Genomic DNA, 21,710 nt, shown 5'->3' with positions numbered 1-21,710 from the left:
ATGGACAGTCGCGAACTCCCTTTCAACAGAAGGTCGTTCGTCGTCGCGAGCACCGGGGCCGCACTGGCCCTGGGGCTCGCGGCCCCCGCCCGCGCGGCCGGCCGGACCCGCTTCGGCCGCTACGGCTCCCCGTCCCGCCGCCTGACCGAACAGACCCTGTACGTCGACACGGCCGGCACCGGCGACTTCGCTACTGTCCAGGCCGCCGTGACCGCCGTCGGCGGCACCGGATACACGCTGGTCATCGCGCCGGGTGTCTACCGCGAGACCGTCGCCGTCACGGCCACCCGTACGGAACTGACCCTGATCGGCGCCTCCGAGAACCCGCGCGACGTCGTCATCGTGTACGACAACGCCGCCGGCACCCCGAAGCCCGGGGGCGGCACCTACGGCACCACCGGCTCCGCCACCACCCTCGTGCAGGCAGCCGACTTCACGGCCCGCTGGATCACCTTCGCCAACGACTGGCTGCGCGCCGACCACCCCGAGATCGCGGGGACCCAGGCCGTCGCCATCAAGGTGCAGGGCGACCGTGCGGCGTTCCACCACTGCCGGTTCCTCGGCCACCAGGACACCCTGTACGCCGACTCGATGAGCCGTGAGGCGTACGCCCGGCAGTACTTCGCGCACTGCTACGCCGAAGGGGACGTCGACTTCGTCTTCGGCCGGGCCACCGCTGTGTACGAGCGCTGCCACTTCCGCACCCTGAACCGTGCCGACCTCGCGGGCGCCCCCTACGGCTTCGTCTTCGCACCCTCCACCGTGGGTACCAATCCCCGCGGCCACCTGGTGACCGGCAGCCGCGTCACCAGTGAAGCCCCGGACGCCGCCTACAAGTTGGCCCGCCCCTGGGTGCCCAGTTCCGACACCACGGCCCGTCCGATGCTCACCGTCCGGGACACCCACCTCGGCCCGGGCATCGACGCGGTCGCGCCCTACACCAACATGTCGGACACCTACCCGTGGCAGAGCCAGCGGTTCGCCGAGTACCGGAACACGGGCCCGGGAGCCCGGATCGCCGTCGCCGAGAACCGCCCCCAACTCACGGCCACCGAAGCCGAGTCGGCGACCCGCGAGGAATACCTCGGCGACTGGACGCCGTGGCGCGGACGGTGGTGCTGAGATGCGCCGACGCACACTGCTCACCGGGTTGGCCGGCGGCCTGATCGCCACCGGCACGGCTCCCGCGTTCGCGTCCGGCGCCCGCCGGGTCCTGCATGTCCGTCCGGGCGGCTCCGTCCAGGCCGCCGTGGACGAGGCGGTCGCGACGGGCGGCACCGGCCGGACGATCGTCGTGCACCCGGGGACGTACCGCGAAGTCGTCAACATCCCTGCCCAGGCAGCCGAGTTGACGATCCGCGGCGCAACCCGCGACCCGCGCGACACCGTCATCGTCTACGACAACGCCAACGGCACCCGGAAACCCGACGGTTCGGGTACCTACGGCACCGCCGGCTCCGCCACCCTCACCTCGGCGGCGCCCGGCCTGACCGTACGCGACCTGACCCTCGCCAACGACTGGCTGCGCGCCGACCACCCCGAGATCACCGGGACACAGGCCGTCGCCGCGTACGTCACTGGGGACCGGTCGCAGTTCACCCGGGTCCGGTTCCTCGCCCACCAGGACACCCTGTTCGCGGACACGACGGCACTGGACGCCTTCGACCGGCACTACTACCGCGACTGCTACATCGAAGGGGATGTCGACTTCGTCTTCGGGCGGGCGCGGGCCGTCTTCGAGCGCTGCCACTTCCACACCCTCGACCGGGACGTCGCCTTCAAGCCCGAGGGCATGGTCTTCGCGCCCGCCACGGCCCGCGCCAACCCGTACGGCTTCCTGGCCGTGCGCGGACTGGTGACCTCGGGCGCGGAGGACGGCGCGTACCGGATCGCCCGGCCCTGGGTGCCGTCCTACGAGACAACCGCCTGGCCTTCGTTGGTGGTTCGGGACACCTGGCTGGGCCCGGGCATCGACGCGGTGACCCCGTACATCAACATGCGTGAGGCCTACCCCTGGCAGACCATGCGCTTTCGCGAGTACGGCAACTCCGGCCCCGGCGCGGTGATCTCGGTGCCGGAGAACCGGCCGCAGCTCACGGTGGCGGAGGCCGGCGAGCATACGCGGCGGACGTATCTCGGGGACTGGTGTCCGTGAGGTGACCGTGCCTGTCCAGGACGACTGATCCGTATGGCTGCGCGCTGTCCAGCAGCCCATGCCCTGACCGCTCTCCTCGACCCTCCGCCCCAACTTCCCTTCCCCGTTACGACGAAAGGACCCGCACGTCATGCGTCGTATCACTCGTAGTACCCGCACCACCCGTGTCACTCGTCTGAAGAGCTCGCTCGCCGCTCTCGCCGTCACCACCGCCGGTGCCGGTCTCGCGGTACTCCCCACCCCCGCCCAGGCCGCGACCGTGGTCGTCTCCACCTCCGCCCAGCTGAGCAGCGCGCTGTCCAGCGCAACCGCCGGCACCGTCATCCAGGTGCGCGCCGGGACGTACTACCCGACGGCCACCCTCCAGTCGACGGCCAACGGCACGTCCGCCAGCCGCATCCACCTCCAGCCGTACGGCTCGGAGACGGTCAGGATCGACGGGTCGAACCTGCCCGACGGCGACTGGATCTTCAAGCTGACCGCCGACTACTGGACCGTCTCCAACATCACGTTCCAGAACTCGCCGGACAGTGCCGTCGTATGCCAGTCCTGTGCCTGGACGGTGTGGAGCAACATCAAGACCATCAACGGCGGCGACTCCGGCTTCACGCTCACCGGCGACAGCACCACCAACAACACGGTCAGGAACATCGACTCGTACGGCAACTACGACCCCGCCAACCATGGCGAGAACGCCGACGGGATCGCCGTGAAGTTCGGCTCCGGCACCGGCAACCTCATCACCGGCGCCCGCCTCTACAACAACTCGGACGACGGGCTGGACTTCTGGTCCTTCTCGTCGCCGGTCACCGTCGAGCACACCTGGGCGATGGGCAACGGCAGGAACCGCTGGTCCGACTCGGCGTTCGCGGGTGACGGCAACGGCTACAAGCTGGGCGGCGACGGCGAGACCGTGGCCCATGTCATCAACAACTCGGCCGCCTGGGACAACGCGGGCAACGGCTTCACCGAGAACAGCAACAAGGGCGCCATCGTCATCAACCGCACCACCGCCTACGCCAACGCCAAGTGGGGCTACTACTTCGCCACCGGCGCGGCCAAGCTTGGCAAGAACCTGGCCGTCAGCAACAGTTCCGGGTCGGTGAGCAGGGGCTCGTCGGTCACCTCGTCCGGCAACAACTGGGACTCGGGGATCCCGACCCCGTCCTTCGTGTCCACCAACGCGTCGACCACGTTCAACTCCCGTGCCACGGACGGGACGTTGCCCGCGACCGCGTTCCTGACCACGGGCAGCAGCACGATCGGGTCGACGATGAACTGACCGCCTGCCGGGTCGAGCCGCGAGATGGGCCGAGGGGTGCGGTGTCGTTGCCGCACCCCTCACTCCCCGATGGCTGGTTCTCGTCCTCTATGGACTTGATATAGATCAGGCAAAAGGTCTGGCAACCACGAGGGTGACGCGCGTAGAAACCTGTCATGCATAAGCCATTCCGTTTCGCGACGCTCACCGTCGCCTGTGCCGTAGCGGGCGCCGCGCTGTACGGCACCGGTGCGGCCACCGCCCACCAGTCCACGGCGAACTCCACCCACGAGCCCTACAACATCGGGCTCCTGGTCAAGGACATCGACACCTACTACGGCACCACGCCCGACGCCAACGGCGTGTACCAGGCCTCGACGAGCAGCCAGTACGCCAAGGACCTGGCGCAGATCGAGTCGGCGGCGAAGAAGTACATCGACAAGACGGCGCGCAAGGAGCTGCACAAGGGCAGGAAGCCCGCTGTCGTCTTCGACATCGACGACACTCTGCTGCTCTCCCTCGACTACGAGAAGAAGACCAACTACACGTACAACTCCACCACTTGGGCCGACTACGTGGCCAAGGCCGACCGCCCCGCCGTCCTCGGCACACCCGAGCTGGTCGCCTACGCCAAGGCCAAGGGCGTCGAGGTGTTCTACAACTCCGGGCTGAAGGAGTCGCAGCGTGCCGCGGCCGTCGCGAACCTGAAGAAGGTGGGCGCCGACATCAACCTCGACGCCGCCCACATGTTCCTCAAGGACGCGGCCAACCCGCCCGCCTACCTGAGCGCCTGCGCCACGGCCGCCGCCTGGACCTGCACGACCGTGCAGTACAAGTCCGGCACCCGCAAGCACATCGAGGACCTCGGGTACGACGTCATCGCCAACTTCGGGGACCAGTACTCGGACCTCGACGGCGGCTACGCCGACAAGACGTACAAGTTCCCGAACCCGACGTACTTCGTCAGCTGACCGTCACCCCCTCACCAGTTCGATCGCGGTCGTACGCACCACGGCAACCCTTTCCGGCCGGGCGGCAACAAGACAGCGGAGCCGGGCTGCGGCCTCACCTCATCGGGGCCGCAGCCCGGCTTGTCTCTCAGGGAACGAACACGGTCCCAGCCCCGAGGAAAGGAACGCCCCGTGCGTATCGGCACCGGCCGTCACCGCAGAAACCGCACCCTCTCCATCGCCGCCGCGGTGGCCCTCTCCTCGGGTGCGGGCGGCGTCTATCTCGGCCTCTCGCCCGACGGAGCGAGCGCCGCCGGCACCACGGTCACCGTCTCCAGCACCGCCCAGCTGGAGTCCGCCGTGAGGAACGCGTCGGCCGGCAGTGTCATCCAGGTGCGCGCCGGCACGTACTACCCGACGGCCACCCTCAAGTCGACGGCGAGCGGCACCAGTTCGGCCCGGATCACGCTCCAGGCGTACGGCAACGAGAAAGTGCGGATCGACGGTTCCAAGCTGCCCGCCGGGTCCTGGCTGGCCGGGATCTACGGCGACCACTGGACGGTCCAGAACCTCACCTTCCAGAACTCCCCGGCCCAGGGCTTCGTCGTCACCTCGTCCGTCGGCGGGATCTTCAGGAACCTCGTCACCGCCCGCAACGGCGACTCCGGCTTCACCCTGCGCGGCGACGGCACCAGCGACAACCTCGTGCAGAACCTGGACAGTTACCTCAACTACGACTCCGCCGGCCACGGTCAGAACGCCGACGGCCTCGCCATCAAGTTCGGCTCCGGCACCGGCAACAGGATCACCGGAGCGCGCCTCTACGACAACGCGGACGACGGGCTCGACCTCTGGCAGTTCTCCACCCCCGTCACCATCGAGCACACCTGGGCCTTCGGCAACGGCAAGAACCGCTGGAACGACTCGGCGTTCGAGGGCAACGGCAACGGCTTCAAGCTGGGCGGCGGCGGAGCCTCGGTCGCGCATGTCGTCAACAACAACGCGGCCTGGGACAACAATCTGCACGGGTTCACGGAGAACTCCAACACCGGCGCGATCCTGCTCAACCGCAACACCGCCTACGCCAACGCCCGGTCCGGCTTCTACTTCGCCACCGGCAAGGCCCGCCTCGCGAGGAACCTCGCGGTGAGCAACAAGGGCAGCCTGTCCAAGCTGGGCCCGTCCACCGTCTCGGCCGCCAACAACTGGGACAGCGGCATCCCGACTCCGGCGCTGAAGTCGAAGGACGCGACCACGGCGTACGGCGCCCGTCAGCCGAACGGCTCGCTGCCGGCGACCACGTTCCTGGCGGTGGCCTCGACGGTCATCGGGTCGACCATGAACTGACGTACCCGTGAGAAGAACGAGCCCCCTGCCGGTCGTCACCGGCAGGGGGCTCTCTGACTGGCCGAGGGGGGGCTCAGGCCAGCAGATCCAGGCAGTCGAACGAGGTGCCCGGGCTGAGGAACGCCGCGCCGCTCGAACCACTGACGATGTTGATCTTCAGTACGTTGTACTGACTCGTGTCCGTCTTCCACGCACTACTGGGGACGCTGTAATTGATCGTGCGGTTGTTCCCCCGATATGACCCTGTGGTGAGGGAGCGCGTCGAAGGCTGAACGGATGCCGCGGGGACGGCCGACACCCAGTCGTTGACCGTGACGCGCGGGCGCCCGCCCGCGAAGGCGTCCGTCACGCCGATGCGCAGGGTGTGCGCGGCGGCGGCCTGGGCGGCGGTCAGCTTGAAGTACACGAGGATGCCGTCGTTGACGCCGCTCCACATGTAGGCCGGGAAGTCCGCCGACGCTGCCTGCGAGCCGCTGCCGATGGTGACGTTCCCCGTCCACTTCGCCGCGCGGCCGTCCGACGGATGCGCGTACGTCATCAGCTTGGCGTTCTTGAACTCGCCGGGTGTGCCGTCCCAGTCCCCGAGCCGCCAGACCGTCTTCGCGGTGGACGGGTCGCCGGTCACGGTGATGCTGTTCAGCGCGGTCGCGCCGCCCGCCTTCACCGTCACCGAAGCGGTGTGCACGGCCAGCTCACCCTTGTACACGGTCAGCGTGTACGTCCCCGGCAGCATCCCCTTGCAGGAGAAGGCGCCGGTGCCGGAAGCGGCCTTCGCCCAGTACTGGGCAGCCGCGTTCGCGAAGCCCACGGTGTACGGGTACTTCGCGTCCATCCCTTTGATGCCGACGCCGGCCACCTTGCCGCGCCCGGCCGCGCCGACCCAGCCCGTGATGCCGAGCCCGTCCACCCAGGAGGTGTCGAGACGGGCGGCGGCGAGGGAGGGGGAGGGGGCGCCACCGTCTGTGAAGGCGAGGACGTACGGACCCTGCAAGCCGAAACGTTCCGGCTCCGTCTGGGCCTCGTTGTAGTGCAGGATCTCGTACAGTCCCGCGCCCTTGTCGTTCGAGTGGCGCAGCAGCGAGCGGTAGAAGGGGCCGCCGGACGCCTTCTCGTGGTTGGAGCGCACGATCCACAGACCGGCCGAGCCGGTGGTGAAGCCGATGTGGTCGTAGTCGATGACCCGCTTGCCCGAGTAGTGCTTGGAGTGCGTGGTGCCGTCACCGCGCTTCCAGACGTCCCCGGCCTCGATGATCTTGTCGGAGGCCTCGATCCAGGAGTCCGGCCCCTCGTTCGGGAACATCCCCGGCTTGAGGCGGACGAGGAAGCGGGTCGCCGTGAAGGACGCGTCCGCCTTGTTCGTCCACAGGTAGACGTTGTTCTGGCCGCTGCGCGCCGCGTACCACTGGGTGATCGCCCCGTGCACGACCTTCACCAGGATCGTCGAGCCGGACTGCCTGACGGTCACCGTGGACGCCCCGAGCCCCGACTCGACGTGCGAGTGCCGGCCGCCGTAGCCCTCGTACTCCTTGCCCCGGTAGACCAGGGAGGTGAGGTCGCCGGTCTTCTTGGAGACCTTGAAGACGAGCGAGGCCCCCGTGTTGATCACGAAGTTGGAGCCGTCGTCGGTGTGGCCGAAAGTAGCCGCCGACGCGGACGACAGCAAGCTGCTGCCGGCCACCACCGCCGCGCCCGTCCCGGCCACTCCCACGGCGGAAGCGGCCAGCAACCTGCGGCGACTGAGGTTTCTCTTGTGCGTGCTCACGGCTGCCGGCTCCGTCGTGCTTGAAGGATCACTTACTTGTACGTGATGTCAGATGGCGAGAAGTCGCGGGTGGTTCCGTCTGTACCGCTGCCGATTTCGGTCGGTTCCTCGCTTTTGCTGTTGCCGATGACCACGTTCTGGAGGACCGCGCCGCTGCCGAAGAACTTCCTCAGACTGCCGTCGTACGTGCCCGGCACCGTGATCTTCGACGCCGCGGCCTCGCTGCCCCGCCGTCCGATGACCCGGCGGCGGTGGCGGACGCGCTGTTCGACTCGTGCGGTCATGAACCGTGTTCCTTGGTGGCGAGGAGAAGTGTTCGTCTCCTGGTCGCCACCCACGCGGAAAGGGTTGCCGGGTCTGCGGAAATTCTTTACGAGGTGCCGCTACCGCTTCACGAATCGCCGTCGTCGGACTTGTCGGTGTCGTCCTGGCCTGCGAAGTCGCCCTTCACGGCGAGCTGTTCGCCCGTCGCTTCCGCCGTCACCTTGTACGTGTCGTCCTTCGCGTCCCGGCCGCCGCGCGTGTGGTTGTACTGGCCCGCGAAGACCCACTCGCCCGGCTGGACCGTGCGGCCCTCCTTGAGGACCCACGTGTAGACCAGGAAGCCGTCGCGCTCGGCGACCGTCAGGTCGAAGTCGTCCTCCGGAGGCGATCGCCAGGCGCCCGTGGAGGTGACCCCGCCGGTGTCGGCGACCTTCAACTCGACCGTGAGTGCGGTGAGTTGCTTGGTCGTCTTGATGGTGACGTCGCTCTGCGCCCAGAAGTCGTTGCTGTGCGGATCGATCGAGCCGTCCGACCACAGGGGTCCGTCCTCGGTGCCCTTCGCGGCCGGTGCCGCCGCCGTGTTCGAGGCCTTCGGCGTCGGGGTGGGAGTCGGCGTCGAGCTCGGCTTGTGGGCCTGGGTGTTGCCGCCGCCCGACGGGTCCGGGACCGGCTGGATCGGTGCCCTGCTGGTCGCGTCCGGCGACGGGGTCGGCAACGGCGAGACCGAGACGGTCGGATCGGCCGGGGTCTCGTCGCCCTTCACCACGGAGGCCAGCGCGTACCCGCCCATCGCGAGAATCCCGGAGACGGCGGCGGTGGCACCCGCGACCCGAGCCCAGGCCAGCAGCGGCGGACGCGTCGCCCGGCGCCGGGAGCGCTTCTCCTCGGGACCGGCGGCCATGCCGCGCTCGACCCGCGCGAGGATGCGCGCGCGGTCGGGCTCGTACGCCTCGGCCGCCTCGTGCAGCCCGGCGCGCAGCTCGTCGTGCGGCGTCCTCATCGGTTCGTCCCTCCCGCTCCGCCGGTGGTGCGCACAGGGGTACGCACTCGAAGCGGGGCCTCGTCGGTGCCAAGGAGCCGCTGCAGTTCGGCCATTCCCTTGGACGTCTGGCTTTTGACCGTACCGACAGTAACGCCCAGCGCGAGCGCCGTGTCCTTCTCCGAGAGATCGAAGGCGTGCCGGAGCACCACACACGCCCGCTTGCGGAACGGCAGTCTGCGCAGGGCCTCCTGGACATCTATGACGCCAGGTATGTCGGGATTCTCCGTCTTCTCGTCCCGCTGCGACCAGAACAGGGTGATCCTCCGGCGCTCCCGGACCGCGCTGCGGATACGGGTCTTGGCCAGATTGGCGACCACACCGCGCGCGTACGCGGCCGGATGATCGGCGGCCCGCACCCGGTCCCAGCGGTGCCACAGTGCGAGCAGCGCGTCCGCCGCCAGGTCGTCGGCGGCGTCCGCCTCGCCCGTCAGCAGGTGGGCCAGGCGCGCGAGTTCGGCGTAGTGCCGCTCGAAGAAGGCATGGAACTCCACGGAGGCTGCGTCGTCGACCACAGTGCCCACGGGCGACCTCTCCCCCTTAGTTTCACTGAGTTTTCCCAGGCCGGCGGTGTCTGACGGCCGAAACCGGGCGTCTGCGTATACGGCCGCCGTGGTGCGCCGGTGAAGGGATGGTGATCGTTTGGCGCGAGAGCCGAGAGAGTATCAGGCGTGGGTACGGCTCTTCGAGGGTCGTACGGCAGGCCGATCCTGATTCCGTAACACGGAGAAAACCTGAGAACGGTTCAACGCAGGAACAATCCAGCCTGCATCCGCACACCGATCAACCAGGCAACGAGGAGTAACCGCAATGTCCGACCCACAGAAGGTGGCTGACCGGCCGAACGCCGCGCCTCCCGCGGCGAACAGCGTCGACGGCTTCTTCAAGATCTCCGAGCGGGGATCCACCTTCGCCCGTGAGGTGCGCGGCGGTTTCGCCACGTTCTTCACGATGGCCTACATCCTTGTCCTGAATCCCATCATCCTGGGCAGCGCCAAGGACAAGTTCGGTCACCAGCTCGACAACGTCCAGCTCGTCACCGCCACCGCCCTGGTGGCCGCGGTGATGACGATCATCATGGGCGTCGGCGGCAACCTCCCGCTCGCCCTCGCCGCGGGCCTCGGCCTCAACGCGGTGGTCGCCTTCCAGATCGCCCCGCTGATGAGCTGGGACGACGCGATGGGCCTGGTCGTCCTGGAGGGCCTGCTGATCTGCGTCCTTGTGGTGACCGGCCTCAGAGAAGCGATCATGCACGCCATCCCGGGGCCGCTCAAGGCGGCGATCGGCGTGGGCATCGGCCTGTTCATCGCCTTCATCGGTTTCGTCGACGCCGGTTTCGTCAGCCGTATCCCGGACGCCGCGAACACCACTGTCCCGGTGCAGCTCGGCGGCACCGGCGCACTCAGCGGTTGGCCCGTCCTGGTGTTCTGTCTCGGCGTCCTGCTGACCATCGGGCTGATCGCGCGCAAGGTGAAGGGCGCGATCCTGATCAGCATCGTCACGATGACGTTCCTCGCGCTGATCATCAACTCGGTCGCCGACGTCAAGAGCTGGGGCCTGACCACGCCGGCCTGGCCCGACAAGATCGCGGACACCCCCGACTTCGGACTGCTCGGCCACTTCAGCCTGTTCGGCGCGTTCGGCGAGACCACGGTGATCACCGTCGTCCTGCTGATCTTCACCCTGGTCCTGTCGGACTTCTTCGACACCATGGGCACGGTCGTCGGCATCAGCGCCGAGGCAGGCCTCCTCGACGAGGACGGCAAGGTCCCCAACCTCGGCCGCGTGCTGCTCATCGACGGCGCGGCGGCGGTGGCGGGCGGCGCGAGCTCCTCGTCCTCGGCGACCTCGTTCATCGAGTCGGCGGCGGGCGTCGGCGAGGGCGCGCGCACCGGCTTCGCCAACCTGGTCACCGGCGGCCTGTTCGCCTGCGCGCTCTTCTTCACGCCGATCCTGACGATCGTCCCGATGCAGGCCGCCGCACCCGCCCTGGTCGCGGTGGGCTTCCTGATGATGACCCAGGTCAAGCACATCGACTGGGACAAGTACGAGATTGCCATCCCCGCGTTCCTGACGATCGCCGTGATGCCGTTCACGTACTCCATCACCAACGGCATCGGGGCCGGCTTCCTGGCCTACGTCCTCATCAAGACGGTCCTCGGCAAGGCGAAGGAGGTCCACTGGCTCCTGTGGGGCACGAGCGCACTGTTCCTGATCTACTTCGCGATCGATCCCGTTCAGCAGCTCTTCGGTACGAAGTAGAGCAGGGGTGCAGGTACCCCCGCGCCCTTGAATAGGGGCGCGGGGCTCTGTCTATTTGCGGCTCCGCCGCGTGGGCGCGAAAAACCACGACGGCGCCGCAGCCGAAGAACTCACCCAGCCAGCGCAGCAACCATCATCGCCTTGGCAACGGGCGCAGCAAGTCCATTCCCACTCACCTCGGACCGAGCCGCCCCCGACTGCTCGACCAGCACAGTCACGGCGACCTCCTTCCCGTTGGAGTCGGACTTCGCATAGGACGTGAACCAGGCATAAGGCGTCTGGCTGTTGTTCTCACCGTGCTGAGCCGTCCCCGTCTTACCCCCCACCGTGGCCCCAGCCACCTGCGCGTTCGTCCCCGTACCGTCGGAGACAACCGTCTGCATGGCGGACTGCAACTGCTCGGCCGTCCTGGAGCTGACAACCTCCTTCGTCGACGCCTCGTTGTCGTAGTCCTGCAGCACATCCCCGTCGGCGTTCGTGACCTGCGACATCATGTGCGGCGAGACCAGCTTGCCGCCGTCGGCTATCGCGGCGGACACCATGGCCATCTGCAGCGGCGTCGCCGTGACATCGAACTGCCCGATGCCCGTCAGGGCGGTCTGTGACTTCTCCATGTCCGCCGGGTACACGCTCGGGTAGGCCCGCACCGGCACGTCCTGCTTCTCGTCGTTGAAGCCGAACTTCTCCGCCATCGCCCTGACCTTGTCCTGCCCGAGGTCGACGGCCATCTTCCCGAACACGTTGTTGCAGGAGTACTGCAGCGCGACCCGGATCGTCGCGTTCTCACAGGGCGCGTTCGGGTTCTCGTTCGTCAGCTCACGGGTCGTACCCGGCAGTGGGTAGGGGTCCGGGCTGTCCGTACGGTCGTCCACCGATCCGTACAGCCCGTCCTCCAGGGCCGCCGCGGCGACCACCAGCTTGAACGTCGAACCCGGCGGCAGCGGTTGCCGTAGCGCCCGGTTGACCAACGGTTTGTCGGCGTCCTCGTTGAGCTTGGTCCAGGCGGTGCCGTCGCTCGCGCCGGTGATGGTCGACGGGTCGTACGACGGAGTCGACACCATGGCGAGGATCCTGCCGGTCTTCGGGTCGATCGCGACGGCCGCGCCCTTCTTGTCGCCGAGCGCCGCGTAAGCCGCCTTCTGCACGTCGGGGTCGATCGTCGTGATCACGTTCCCCGGGGCGGCATGCTCCCTGGTGACCGTGTCCATGACGGTCGTGAGTCTGCTGTCCGAGCCGTCGAGCACGTCCTTGTAGATGCCCTCCAGCTGCGTAGGCGCGAACAACGGCGTGCTGTATCCGGTCACGGCGGCGTAGAGCTTGCCGTCCGTGTACGTCCGCTGGTACCTGAGATCCCCGCTGCTCGTCTCCTTCGAGCCGGTGACCGACTCACCGGCCACGATGATGTTCCCGAGCGGGTTCGCGTACAACGCGATCGCGTTCCGCCGGTTGTCACTGTCGTCCGCGAGCGCCTGACCGTCGTAGAACTGCACCCATGTCGCCCTGACCAGCAGAGAGAGCACGAGCAGCAGCGAGAAGACGGAAGCTCGCCTGATCGTCTTGTTCATCCCGTCTGAAGACGACCGACGACGAGCGGAACGTTCCCCCTCGCCCGATTTCTCATGGCACATTCAGGAAAAGCAGGAGGCTGTAAGGGGCACATTGCAGCAGCATCCGCCGCACGCGCCGCCTTACGTACGGCGGTCAGGCCTCCAGCGTCAGCAGGACCTCGTCGATCTCCGCGCCGCGCGCCTGCGCGAACCCCCGGTCGTGCCCGGACACGCGGAAACCGCACTTCTCCAGGACCCGCAGCGAGCCCGCGTTGTCGGCGGCGGCACGCGCGTGCAGGGGGCGCTCCGCGGCCTCGGCGACCAGCGCGCGCAGGGCGGCCGTCGCGATACCGCGCCCCCAGTAGGCGCGGTCGATCCAGTACGTCACCTCGCGGTCGCCCGGCTCGCCGTACACCGCCGCGCTGCCCACCACGTCACCGTCGACGAGGACCGTGCGGTTCAGAACGTCCGGCGCGGCGCGGATCCGCTCCCAGTGGGCGTCGAAGGCATCCCGGTCGGTCGGGTCCGCCGCCGTGAACGCGGCCATCCGCAGGGACTCGGGGTCGTTGGTCAGCCGGAAGAAGACCGGCAGGTCACTGTCGTGGATCTCGCGGAGCACGACGTCCAGGGAAGGCGAGTAGCGCATCGTTCAGAGCCTCCGGGTGGCCAGCGTCAGCCGGTCGCGTGCGTCGAACAGGGCGTCCTTGACCATCTGTTCATGGGCCGGGGTGAGCCGCGCGACGGGCACCGAGCAGCTGATCGCGTCCCGCGCGGGGGTGCGGTAGGGGACCGCCACGCCGAAACAGCGCAGCCCCAGCGTGTTCTCCTCGCGGTCCACCGCGAAGCCCTGCTCGCGCACCAGGTGGAGCTCCTCGATGAGCTTCTCCCGGTCGGTGATCGTGTGCTCGGTCAGCGCGGGCAGCGTCTCCGGGAGCAGTTTGCGGACCTGCTCGTCGGTGTGGGTGGCCAGCAGCGCCTTGCCGAGGGAGGTCGAGTGGGCGGGCAGCCGGCGGCCGACCCGGGTGAAGGGGCGCAGGTAGTGCTGCGACTGGCGGGTGGCGAGATAGACGACGTTCGTGCCGTCGAGCCGGGCCAGGTGGATGGTCTCCGTCGTGTCGTCGGAGAGCCGGTCGAGGGTCGGGCGGGCCACCGCGACCACCTCGTCGCCGTCGATGTACGAGGTGCCGACCAGCAGGGCCCGTACGCCGATGCCGTACCGCGTGCCCGTGGCGTCCGTCTCGACCCAGCCGAGGTCGACAAGCGTGCGCAGGAGCATGTAGAGACTGGACTTGGGGTAACCGACAGCCTCCTGGACCACTGCCAGGGAGTGCATGCCGGGACGTCCGGCGAAGTATTCCAGCAGTTCAACGGTCCGTACCGCGGACTTGACCTGCGCCCCGCCGCCTGTCTCGGCTGCCGACATCGCCCTTGACCCCTTCGTTCGACGGGAAATAGTCTCCAACAGCATATTCATCATCAGAGACGGTGTTCAGCATATCGAACGCACCTGGTGGATGACGCAGGAAATTCGCATCACAAATGGCACCACAATTTGGAGGGACCCCCGGTGGCAGCAGCACCAGTCTGGAGTGTCGACCCCCGTACCGGGAAGCAGCGGGAGCAGGTCGCTGTCGAGGCCACGGCCCAGGAGGTGGACACCACCGTCCGCGCCGCGCACGCCGCCCGCCCGGCCCTCGTGGACCGCACGGTCCGCGCGGCCTTCCTGCGCAGCGCCGCCGAGCAGCTCGAAGCGGCCAAGGAACAGCTCGTCGAGGTGGCCGACGCGGAGACCGCGCTCGGCCCGGTCCGGCTGACCGGTGAACTCGCCCGCACCTGCTACCAGCTGCGGGCCTTCGCGGACATCGTCGACGAGGGCGCCTACCTCGACGTCGTCATCAACCACCCCGACGACACCGCGACCCCGCCGATCCCGGACCTGCGGCGCTACAAGGTGCCGCTGGGCGTCGTGGCCGTCTACTCGGCCTCCAACTTCCCCTTCGCCTTCTCGGTCCCCGGCGGCGACACCGCGAGCGCGCTCGCGGCCGGCTGCCCGGTGGTCGTCAAGGCGCACCCGGACCACCCGGGCCTGTCCGAGCTGGTCGCGTCCGTCCTGCGCCGGGCCGCGGCCCTCCACGACATCCCCGGGGGTGTCGTCGGCCTGGTCCACGGCTTCGAGGCGGGCGTCGAGCTGGTCAAGCACCCGCTGGTCACGGCGGCCGGTTTCACCGGTTCCGTACGAGGCGGCCGGGCCCTCTTCGACGCGGCGGCGGCCCGTCCGGTCCCGATCCCGTTCCACGGCGAGCTGGGCTCGCTGAACCCCGTGGTGATCACGGAGGCGGCGGCCAACGAGCGCGCCGAGGCGATCGGTACGGGGCTCGCGGGCTCCATGACACTGGGCGTCGGCCAGTTCTGCGTGAAGCCCGGCCTGGTGCTGGCGCCGTCCGGCGCGGCGGGCGACCGACTGCTGAAGTCCCTGACGGACGCGGTCAGCGACACCGCGTCCGGTGTCCTCCTGGACCACCGGATGCGCGACAACTTCGTCGCCGGGGTCGCCGAGCGCGCCGAGCTGCCCGATGTCGAGACCCCGGTGACGCCGGGCGCGGGCGGCGAGCACACGGTCAGCGCGGGGTTCCTCACGGTGGCTGCCGAGAAGCTGGCGACGGAGGGGGCGTACGACCTGCTCCTGGAGGAGTGCTTCGGGCCGGTCACCGTGGTGGCCCGCTACGCGGACGACGCCGAGGCGAACGCCGTTCTCGCGCGGTTGCCGGGCAACCTGACGGCGACGGTCCACCTCTCGGCGGAGGAAGCCGCGGGGGAGGGGCGTGGGGCCGAGATCCTGGCCGAGCTGACGCCGCTGGCCGGACGCGTGCTGGTGAACGCGTGGCCGACCGGGGTCGCTGTGGCCGCGGCCCAGCAGCACGGGGGGCCGTACCCGGCCACGACATCGACGTCGACTTCGGTCGGTGGGACGGCTATCGAGCGGTGGCTGCGGCCGGTGGCTTATCAGAACGCTCCGGCCGCGCTGCTGCCGGTCGAGTTGCGGGACGAGAACGAGCTGGGGCTGCCTCGGCGATTCAATGGTCGCCTGGAGCGCTAGCGTCGTTGGGGTGCGGTGGATTTTCGCGGCTGCGGGTCCGTTGTGGCTTGTCGCGCAGTTCCCCGCGCCCCTATCGGGGCCCGCCCATCTGGACCTGTGATAATCAGGCAATGGACTTGGAGCTTTCCCCACTGCCTTTCCCCCTCCGTACGTATGGTCCCGATGGGCACTGGTCCTTCGAGGACGGGGTGCTCACCGGGTGGGCCGGGCCCCGGCAGGACCGGTTCGTGCCGCCCACCGGGGAGGCGTTGGACCCCGCCGCCGACGCGCCGCGCCTGCTGGGCGCCCCGGAGGGGGAGTTCCAGCTGGTCGCCCGGGTCACCGTCGGGTTCGGGGCGGCCTTCGACGCCGGGGTGCTCTACGTCCATGTCGGCGAGCACGCCTGGGCCAAGCTCTGCCTGGAGTACTCCCCGGATGTGCCCACCGTCTGCACGGTGGTCACCCGGGGACACTCTGACGACGCCAACTCCTTCACAGTGGACGGCAGTTCGGTCTGGCTCCGGATCAGCCGCACCGGCCGTGCCTTCGCCTTCCACGCCTCGCGCGACGGTGTGAAGTGGACCTTCGTCCGCCTGTTCACCCTGGGCGACGAGAAGGAGGCCGACGCGGCCCTGGTCGGCTTCATGACCCAGTCGCCGATGGGGGAGGGGTGCGTGGTGACGTACGACCACATCGAGTTCCGCCCGGAGTGGCCGAAGGACCTGAGGGACGGCAGCTGAGCCGGAACCGTTCCGGCAACCCGCCACGTCTTCCGGTGCATGATCAATGACCACATGATCAACGACCACAGGACCGGAAGCCGGGTGATACGGCCCGCGCTGCCCGCAGAGGCCGCCGCCGTCACGGAGCTGCATCTGCGCGCACGGGCCACGTACTACCCGGGCGGCCTGCCGGACGCCGACCGCGACTGGGTCGGCTCCTGGCTGACCAGCATCGAGCGCCCCGACGCGCATGTCCTGTGCGTCGTCGAGCAGGACCGCATCATCGGCGTCGCCTCCTTCCGCAGGGCCGAGGGCGCCCCCGCGGACACGGTCAAGCTCTTCCAGTTCCACGTCGACCCCGACCTCTGGCGGGCCCGGATCGGCACCGACCTGCATGCCGCCTGCGTCGAGCGGTGGCGGGCCGACGGACTGCTGGCAGCCACCCTGGACGTACACGTCGACAACCAGCGCGCCCAGGCCTTCTACCGCCGTCTGGGCTGGGTCCCGGACCCGGCGAACCCGCCCGCCGAGGGCGATCACCATCTCTTTCTGCGGTACGGAATGAAACCAGCCGTTTGAACGTTCATGTAATTCCGTACGGCCCCGTACCACCCTGTACCCGTTCGACCTGGAGAGAGCCGAAGACATGCGCGTCGAGATCTGGAGCGACATCGCCTGCCCGTGGTGCTACGTCGGCAAGGCCCGCTTCGAGAAGGCGCTGGACGCCTTCCCGCACCGGGACGGTGTCGAGGTGGTGCACCGGTCGTTCGAGCTGGACCCGGGGCTCGCCAAGGGCGACATCCAGCCCGTCCTCAAGATGCTCACCAAGAAGTACGGCATGAGCGAGGCGCAGGCGCAGGCCGGCGAGGAGAACCTGGGGGCGCAGGCCGCCGCCGAGGGGCTCGCGTACCGCACCCGGGACCGTGACAACGGCAACACCTTCGACATGCACCGGCTGCTCCACCTCGCGAAGGACAAGGGACGCCAGGACGAGCTGATCCAGCTCTTCTACCGGGCGAACTTCGCCGAGGAGCAGTCCGTCTTCGGTGACGACGAGCGGCTCGTGGAGCTGGCCGTCGCCGCCGGCCTCGAGGCCGCCGACGCCCGGGGCGTACTCGCCGACCCGGACGCGTACGCCGACGCCGTGCGCGCCGACGAGCGTGAGGCCGCCGAACTGGGCGCGAACGGCGTGCCGTTCTTCGTCCTCGACCGGAAGTACGGCGTCTCCGGCGCCCAGCCCGTCGAGGCCTTCGCCCAGGCGCTCACCCAGGCATGGGGCGAGCGGCCCGCTCCCCTCAAGGTCATCCAGGCGGAGGGCGACAGCGCCGAGGTCTGCGGTCCCGACGGGTGTGCCGTACCCCAGAAGTAGCTCAGCGAAGGAAACCGCAGCTCAGGGCATATCCATAAGCAGTCCTTCGTGATGCCGTGCAGAAATCGGCAATGGACGAGGGGATCTTCGGGCCGCAGAGTGGTCCCATGGAGACCTCCGCGAAAGCCTCGACATCCGAGAACCTCCGCGACCTCGTCCGTGCCGAGTTCGCTCCGAAGAGCACCTATCTGAACACCGCGAGCACCGGGCTCCTCCCGGCCCGCGCGGTGGCCGCCATGCGCGACGCCGTACAGTCCGTGGCCGACGGCCGACCGCAGGACATGTTCGCCGACGTGGAGGCCACACGATCCGCCTTCGCGCGGCTCGTCGGGGTCTCCGACCGCAGGGTCGCGGCTGGCGGCTCCGTCGCCGTCTACAGCGGGCTGATCGCCGCCTCGCTGCCCGCCGGCGCCGAAGTCCTCACCGCGGAGGACGACTTCACCTCCGTCCTCAACCCGTTCCACGTACGCGGGGACCTGAAGGTACGGACCGTGCCGCTGGAGCGGATCCCCGAATCCGTCCGGCCCGGCACCGCCCTCGTCGCCGTCAGCGCGGCCCAGTCCGCCGACGGACGCATCGTCGACCTGCTCGCGCTGCGTGAGGCCGCCCGCGAGCACGGGGCCCGTACGTACATCGACGCGTCCCAGGCCACCGGCTGGCTGCCCGTCGACGCGGACGCCTACGACTACGTCGCCTCCGTCGCCTTCAAATGGCTCGTCTGCCCGCGAGGCGTGGCCTTCCTCGTGGTACCCGAGGATCTGGGCGGGCTGACGCCGGTGTTCGCGGGCTGGGTCGCGGGGGAGGTGCCCTGGGACAGCTGCTACGGCCCGGTGCGCGAACTCGCCCACTCCGCACGGCGGTTCGACGAAAGCCCGAGCCTGTTCTCCTACGCCGGTGCCCGCCACTCGCTCGCCCTGATCGAGGAGTTGGGCGTGGACACCGTACTCGCCCATGACCTCGCGCTCGCCGACCGCTTCCGCGCAGGGCTCGACCGGCTGGGACACCAGCCCGTACCCGCACCCGGCTCAGCCATCGTGTCCGTCCCGCAACTCGGGCACCGGCAGGCCGAGTTGAGCCGAGCCGGGGTCGAGGTCTCCGACCGGGCCGGAAATCTGCGCGCGGCCTTCCACTTCTACAACACGCCTTCGGACGTCGACCGGCTCCTGGACGTCCTCTCCGGCTGAACCGCCGGCGCGAGACCCCCGGGAGCGCCCGGCCTCACTGCCGTGGCTCTGAGGCCGGGCGTTCACCTCACCGGCGTGAAGTCCCGCGCCCCGATGAACTCCGGCCTGCGCACCGATGCCGCGAACGGCTCCACTGCCTGGTTGTCGACGCTGTTGAACACGATGAAGACGTTGCTGCGCGGGTACGGCGTGATGTTGTCGCCGGAGCCGTGCATGCAGTTGCAGTCGAACCAGGTCGCCGAACCCGCCCTGCCCGTGAACAACTTGATGCCGTGCTCGTCGGCGAGCGAGGCCAGCGCCTCGTCGGACGGGGTGCCGGCGTCCTGCATCTGGAGCGACTTCCTGTAGTTGTCCTCGGGCGTCGCCCCCGCACAGCCGAGGAACGTGCGGTGCGAGCCCGGCATGATCATGAGGCCGCCGTTGGTGTCGAGGTTCTCGGTCAGCGCGATCGAGACGGACACCGTCCGCATGTTCGGCAGACCGTCCTCGGCGTGCCAGGTCTCGAAGTCGGAGTGCCAGTAGAAGCCGCCCGCCCCGAATCCGGGCTTGACGTTGATCCGCGACTGGTGGACGTACACGTCGGAGCCGAGGAGCTGCCGGGCCCGCCCGACGACCCGCTCGTCCCGCACGAGCCGGGCGAACACCTCGCTGATCCGGTGCACCTCGAAGACCGACCGGATCTCCTTCGACTTCGGCTCGACGATCGACCGCTCGTCGGCCCGGACGGACGGATCGGCGATCAGCCGCTCCAACTCGGCTCGGTAGAGCGCGACTTCGTCATCGTCGAGAAGCCGGTCGAGCGCCCGGAAACCATAACGCTCGTACGCCATGAGGTCGTCCGCGGTGAACGGCCCGGGCGTGTCCGGCGCGCCCCAGAGGACCGGGTCCTGACGGGGGGCGGACACCTCGGCGGCGCCACGGGTGGGGTACAGGTCGGTGAGAGTGGATGCGGTTGACGTGGGTGACATGGGTGTCAGACCTCCTCGGAGTCGAAGCCGGAGTCGAAGTCGGGGTCGGGTTCCGTCAGCAGGGGATAGACGCCGTTCTCGTCGTGGTCCTCGCGGCCGGTCACGGGCGGGTTGAAGACGCACAGGCAGCGGAAGTCCTCCTTGATCCGCATGGTGTGCCGCTCGTGTCCGTCGAGGAGGTACATGGTGCCCGGGGTGATCGTGTAGGTCCGCCCGGTCTCGTCGTCGGTCAGCAGGGCCTCGCCCGCGACGCACACGACGGCCTCGACGTGGTTCGCGTACCACATCGACGTCTTCGTGCCCGCGTAGAGGACGGTCTCGTGGAGCGAGAAGCCGACCCGCTCCTTGGCGAGGACGATGCGTTTGCTCTCCCAGGTACCGGACGCCGCCCTCACATGCCGGTCGGTGCCTTCGATGTCCTTGAACGAACGGACGATCACAGCGCTCAACAACCCCTTCCTCAAATGGTTCAGACGCTCAGGAATTCAGACGTTCAGGAATGCAGGCAGATGTTCAGACGGTCTCGCGTACGGCACGGGCCACGATCCGCAGGCCCTCGTCCAGCTCCTCGGGCGTGATGGTGAGCGCCGGCAGCAGCTTCACGACCTCGCTCTCCGGGCCGGACGTCTCGATGAGCAGCCCGAGTTCGAAGGCCCGCCGCGCCACCCGCCCAGCGCGCGCCTTCTCGTGGAACTCCAGGCCCCACACCAGCCCCCGGCCCCGGTACTCCTTCACGTCGGCGAGGTTCTCCTCGGTGATCGAGATCAGCGCCTCCTCGACCTGCTCGCCACGGGTGCGTGTCTGCTTCTCCATGGCGGCACCGTCGGACCAGTACGTCTCCAGCGTGGCGGTGGCCGTCACGAACGCCGGGTTGTTGCCGCGGAACGTGCCGTTGTGCTCGCCCGGCTCCCAGATGTCCAGCTCGGGCTTGAACAGGCAGAGGGACATGGGGAGTCCGTAACCGCTGATGGACTTCGACACGGTGACGATGTCGGGTACGACGCCTGCCTCCTCGAAGGAGAAGAAGGCGCCGGTGCGCCCGCAGCCCATCTGGATGTCGTCGACGATCAGCAGCATGTCCTGCCGTACGCACAGGTCGGCCAGCGCCCGCAGCCACTCGGGGCGCGCCACGTTGATGCCGCCCTCGCCCTGCACGGTCTCCACGATCACGGCGGCCGGCTTGTTGAGACCGGAGCCCTGGTCCTCCAACAGCCGCTCGAACCACAGGAAGTCGGGGACGGTCCCCTCGAAGTAGTTGTCGAACGGCATCGGTGTGCCGTGCACCAGCGGAACGCCCGCGCCGGCCCGCTTGAAGGCGTTGCCGGTCACGGCGAGCGACCCGAGGGACATACCGTGGAAGGCGTTGGTGAAGGACACGATGGCCTCCCGCCCCTTCACCTTCCGCGCCAGCTTCAGCGCCGCCTCGACGGCGTTGGTGCCCGTCGGGCCCGGGAACATGACCTTGTACGGCAGGTCGCGGGGCCGCAGTACCAGCTCCTGGAACGACTCCAGGAACGTGCGTTTCGCGGAGGTCGACATGTCGAGCCCGTGCGTGACGCCGTCCCGCTCCAGATAGTCGATCAACGCCCGTTTGAGTACGGGGTTGTTGTGGCCGTAGTTGAGTGATCCGGCGCCCGCGAAGAAGTCGAGGTAGGCGTGCCCGTCCTCGTCGTACATACGGCTGCCCTGCGCACGGTCGAACACGGCGGGCCAGCTGCGGCAGTAGCTGCGCACCTCGGACTCGACGGTCTCGAAGACGCTCAGGTCGGGCTGGGTGATGGTCATGTCGGTGAACTCCTTGAAA

General features: G+C 68.8%; 21 protein-coding genes. 11 read left to right on the top strand and 10 right to left on the bottom strand.

The annotated features are described in order from the left end of the window. From G3I56_RS26495 to G3I56_RS26475, 5 genes are all read left to right on the top strand, one after another. Positions 1-1,122, top strand: a complete 1,122-nt coding sequence (locus G3I56_RS26495) for a pectinesterase family protein (RefSeq protein ID WP_164413119.1) — start codon at positions 1-3, stop codon at positions 1,120-1,122. A 1-nt stretch (position 1,123) separates the two neighbouring features. Further along, complete coding sequence (locus tag G3I56_RS26490; RefSeq protein ID WP_164413117.1) at positions 1,124-2,155, top strand: pectinesterase family protein; 1,032 nt, start codon at positions 1,124-1,126, stop codon at positions 2,153-2,155. A gap of 130 nt (positions 2,156-2,285) precedes the next feature. Next, positions 2,286-3,437, top strand: coding sequence for a right-handed parallel beta-helix repeat-containing protein (locus tag G3I56_RS26485; RefSeq protein ID WP_239135103.1), 1,152 nt, complete (start codon positions 2,286-2,288; stop codon positions 3,435-3,437). A gap of 155 nt (positions 3,438-3,592) precedes the next feature. Further along, positions 3,593-4,387 carry an HAD family acid phosphatase gene (locus G3I56_RS26480; RefSeq protein ID WP_164413115.1) on the top strand — a complete coding sequence of 265 codons (795 nt, stop codon included), beginning with the start codon at positions 3,593-3,595 and terminating at the stop codon, positions 4,385-4,387. A gap of 171 nt (positions 4,388-4,558) precedes the next feature. After that, positions 4,559-5,713, top strand: a complete 1,155-nt coding sequence (locus tag G3I56_RS26475; RefSeq protein WP_164413113.1) for a right-handed parallel beta-helix repeat-containing protein — start codon at positions 4,559-4,561, stop codon at positions 5,711-5,713. A 73-nt stretch (positions 5,714-5,786) separates the two neighbouring features. On the opposite strand, the gene G3I56_RS26470 is transcribed toward G3I56_RS26475, so the two are convergent. The 4 genes from G3I56_RS26470 to G3I56_RS26455 all read right to left on the bottom strand — a co-directional run bounded on the left by G3I56_RS26470 (position 5,787) and on the right by G3I56_RS26455 (position 9,302). After that, on the bottom strand, positions 5,787-7,475 hold the full coding sequence (locus tag G3I56_RS26470; RefSeq protein WP_164413111.1) for a rhamnogalacturonan lyase B N-terminal domain-containing protein: 1,689 nt from the start codon (positions 7,473-7,475) through the stop codon (positions 5,787-5,789). Positions 7,476-7,507: 32 nt separating this feature from the next. Beyond that, positions 7,508-7,759, bottom strand: a complete 252-nt coding sequence (locus tag G3I56_RS26465) for a hypothetical protein (RefSeq protein ID WP_164412943.1) — start codon at positions 7,757-7,759, stop codon at positions 7,508-7,510. Positions 7,760-7,866: 107 nt separating this feature from the next. Further along, a complete protein-coding gene (locus tag G3I56_RS26460; RefSeq protein WP_164413110.1) occupies positions 7,867-8,739 on the bottom strand; it encodes an anti-sigma factor in 873 nt (290 codons plus the stop codon). Then, complete coding sequence (locus G3I56_RS26455) at positions 8,736-9,302, bottom strand: SigE family RNA polymerase sigma factor (protein ID WP_164413108.1); 567 nt, start codon at positions 9,300-9,302, stop codon at positions 8,736-8,738. Before G3I56_RS26455 ends, G3I56_RS26460 begins: the two co-directional genes overlap by 4 nt. A gap of 286 nt (positions 9,303-9,588) precedes the next feature. On the opposite strand from G3I56_RS26455, the gene G3I56_RS26450 reads away from it, so the two are divergent. Then, entirely contained in the window at positions 9,589-11,040 is a 1,452-nt protein-coding gene (locus G3I56_RS26450) for an NCS2 family permease (RefSeq protein ID WP_164413106.1), read from the top strand. A 110-nt stretch (positions 11,041-11,150) separates the two neighbouring features. Here G3I56_RS26450 and G3I56_RS26445 read toward each other — a convergent pair whose 3' ends face one another. The 3 genes from G3I56_RS26445 to G3I56_RS26435 form a co-directional block, all read right to left on the bottom strand. Continuing rightward, a complete protein-coding gene (locus tag G3I56_RS26445) occupies positions 11,151-12,605 on the bottom strand; it encodes a penicillin-binding transpeptidase domain-containing protein (protein ID WP_164413104.1) in 1,455 nt (484 codons plus the stop codon). A gap of 136 nt (positions 12,606-12,741) precedes the next feature. After that, on the bottom strand, positions 12,742-13,215 hold the full coding sequence (locus tag G3I56_RS26440) for a GNAT family N-acetyltransferase (protein WP_164413240.1): 474 nt from the start codon (positions 13,213-13,215) through the stop codon (positions 12,742-12,744). 21 nt (positions 13,216-13,236) lie between these two features. Continuing rightward, the gene (locus G3I56_RS26435) at positions 13,237-14,010 is read right to left on the bottom strand and encodes an IclR family transcriptional regulator (RefSeq protein WP_164413102.1); all 774 of its coding nucleotides are present in this window, start codon (positions 14,008-14,010) and stop codon (positions 13,237-13,239) included. A 144-nt stretch (positions 14,011-14,154) separates the two neighbouring features. Here G3I56_RS26435 and G3I56_RS26430 point away from each other — a divergent pair, with 144 nt between their 5' ends. The 5 genes from G3I56_RS26430 to G3I56_RS26410 all read left to right on the top strand — a co-directional run bounded on the left by G3I56_RS26430 (position 14,155) and on the right by G3I56_RS26410 (position 18,938). Next, complete coding sequence (locus G3I56_RS26430) at positions 14,155-15,684, top strand: aldehyde dehydrogenase (NADP(+)) (protein ID WP_164413100.1); 1,530 nt, start codon at positions 14,155-14,157, stop codon at positions 15,682-15,684. Between the two features lie 110 nt (positions 15,685-15,794). Then, positions 15,795-16,403, top strand: coding sequence for a DUF1349 domain-containing protein (locus G3I56_RS26425; protein WP_164413098.1), 609 nt, complete (start codon positions 15,795-15,797; stop codon positions 16,401-16,403). A gap of 54 nt (positions 16,404-16,457) precedes the next feature. Next, positions 16,458-16,964, top strand: a complete 507-nt coding sequence (locus G3I56_RS26420) for a GNAT family N-acetyltransferase (protein WP_203690743.1) — start codon at positions 16,458-16,460, stop codon at positions 16,962-16,964. A 67-nt stretch (positions 16,965-17,031) separates the two neighbouring features. Continuing rightward, positions 17,032-17,754: a DsbA family oxidoreductase gene (locus G3I56_RS26415; RefSeq protein ID WP_164413096.1), complete on the top strand. Its 723-nt coding sequence runs from the start codon at positions 17,032-17,034 to the stop codon at positions 17,752-17,754. A gap of 71 nt (positions 17,755-17,825) precedes the next feature. Next, complete coding sequence (locus G3I56_RS26410; protein WP_203690691.1) at positions 17,826-18,938, top strand: aminotransferase class V-fold PLP-dependent enzyme; 1,113 nt, start codon at positions 17,826-17,828, stop codon at positions 18,936-18,938. Positions 18,939-19,000: 62 nt separating this feature from the next. Here the strand turns inward: G3I56_RS26410 and thpD are convergent, their stop codons facing one another. The 3 genes from thpD to ectB form a co-directional block, all read right to left on the bottom strand. After that, positions 19,001-19,906, bottom strand: a complete 906-nt coding sequence (gene thpD / locus G3I56_RS26405; protein ID WP_164413092.1) for an ectoine hydroxylase — start codon at positions 19,904-19,906, stop codon at positions 19,001-19,003. A 5-nt stretch (positions 19,907-19,911) separates the two neighbouring features. Next, entirely contained in the window at positions 19,912-20,346 is a 435-nt protein-coding gene (locus tag G3I56_RS26400; protein ID WP_164413236.1) for an ectoine synthase, read from the bottom strand. A 73-nt stretch (positions 20,347-20,419) separates the two neighbouring features. Continuing rightward, the gene (gene ectB / locus G3I56_RS26395) at positions 20,420-21,691 is read right to left on the bottom strand and encodes a diaminobutyrate--2-oxoglutarate transaminase (protein ID WP_164413090.1); all 1,272 of its coding nucleotides are present in this window, start codon (positions 21,689-21,691) and stop codon (positions 20,420-20,422) included. Positions 21,692-21,710 lie beyond the last annotated feature (19 nt).

The organism is Streptomyces sp. SID12488, from assembly GCF_010548275.1.
GTDB lineage: Bacteria > Actinomycetota > Actinomycetes > Streptomycetales > Streptomycetaceae > Streptomyces.
Note: the sequence above shows the minus strand (reverse complement) of the source record. Positions and strands in the feature narration are given on the sequence as shown.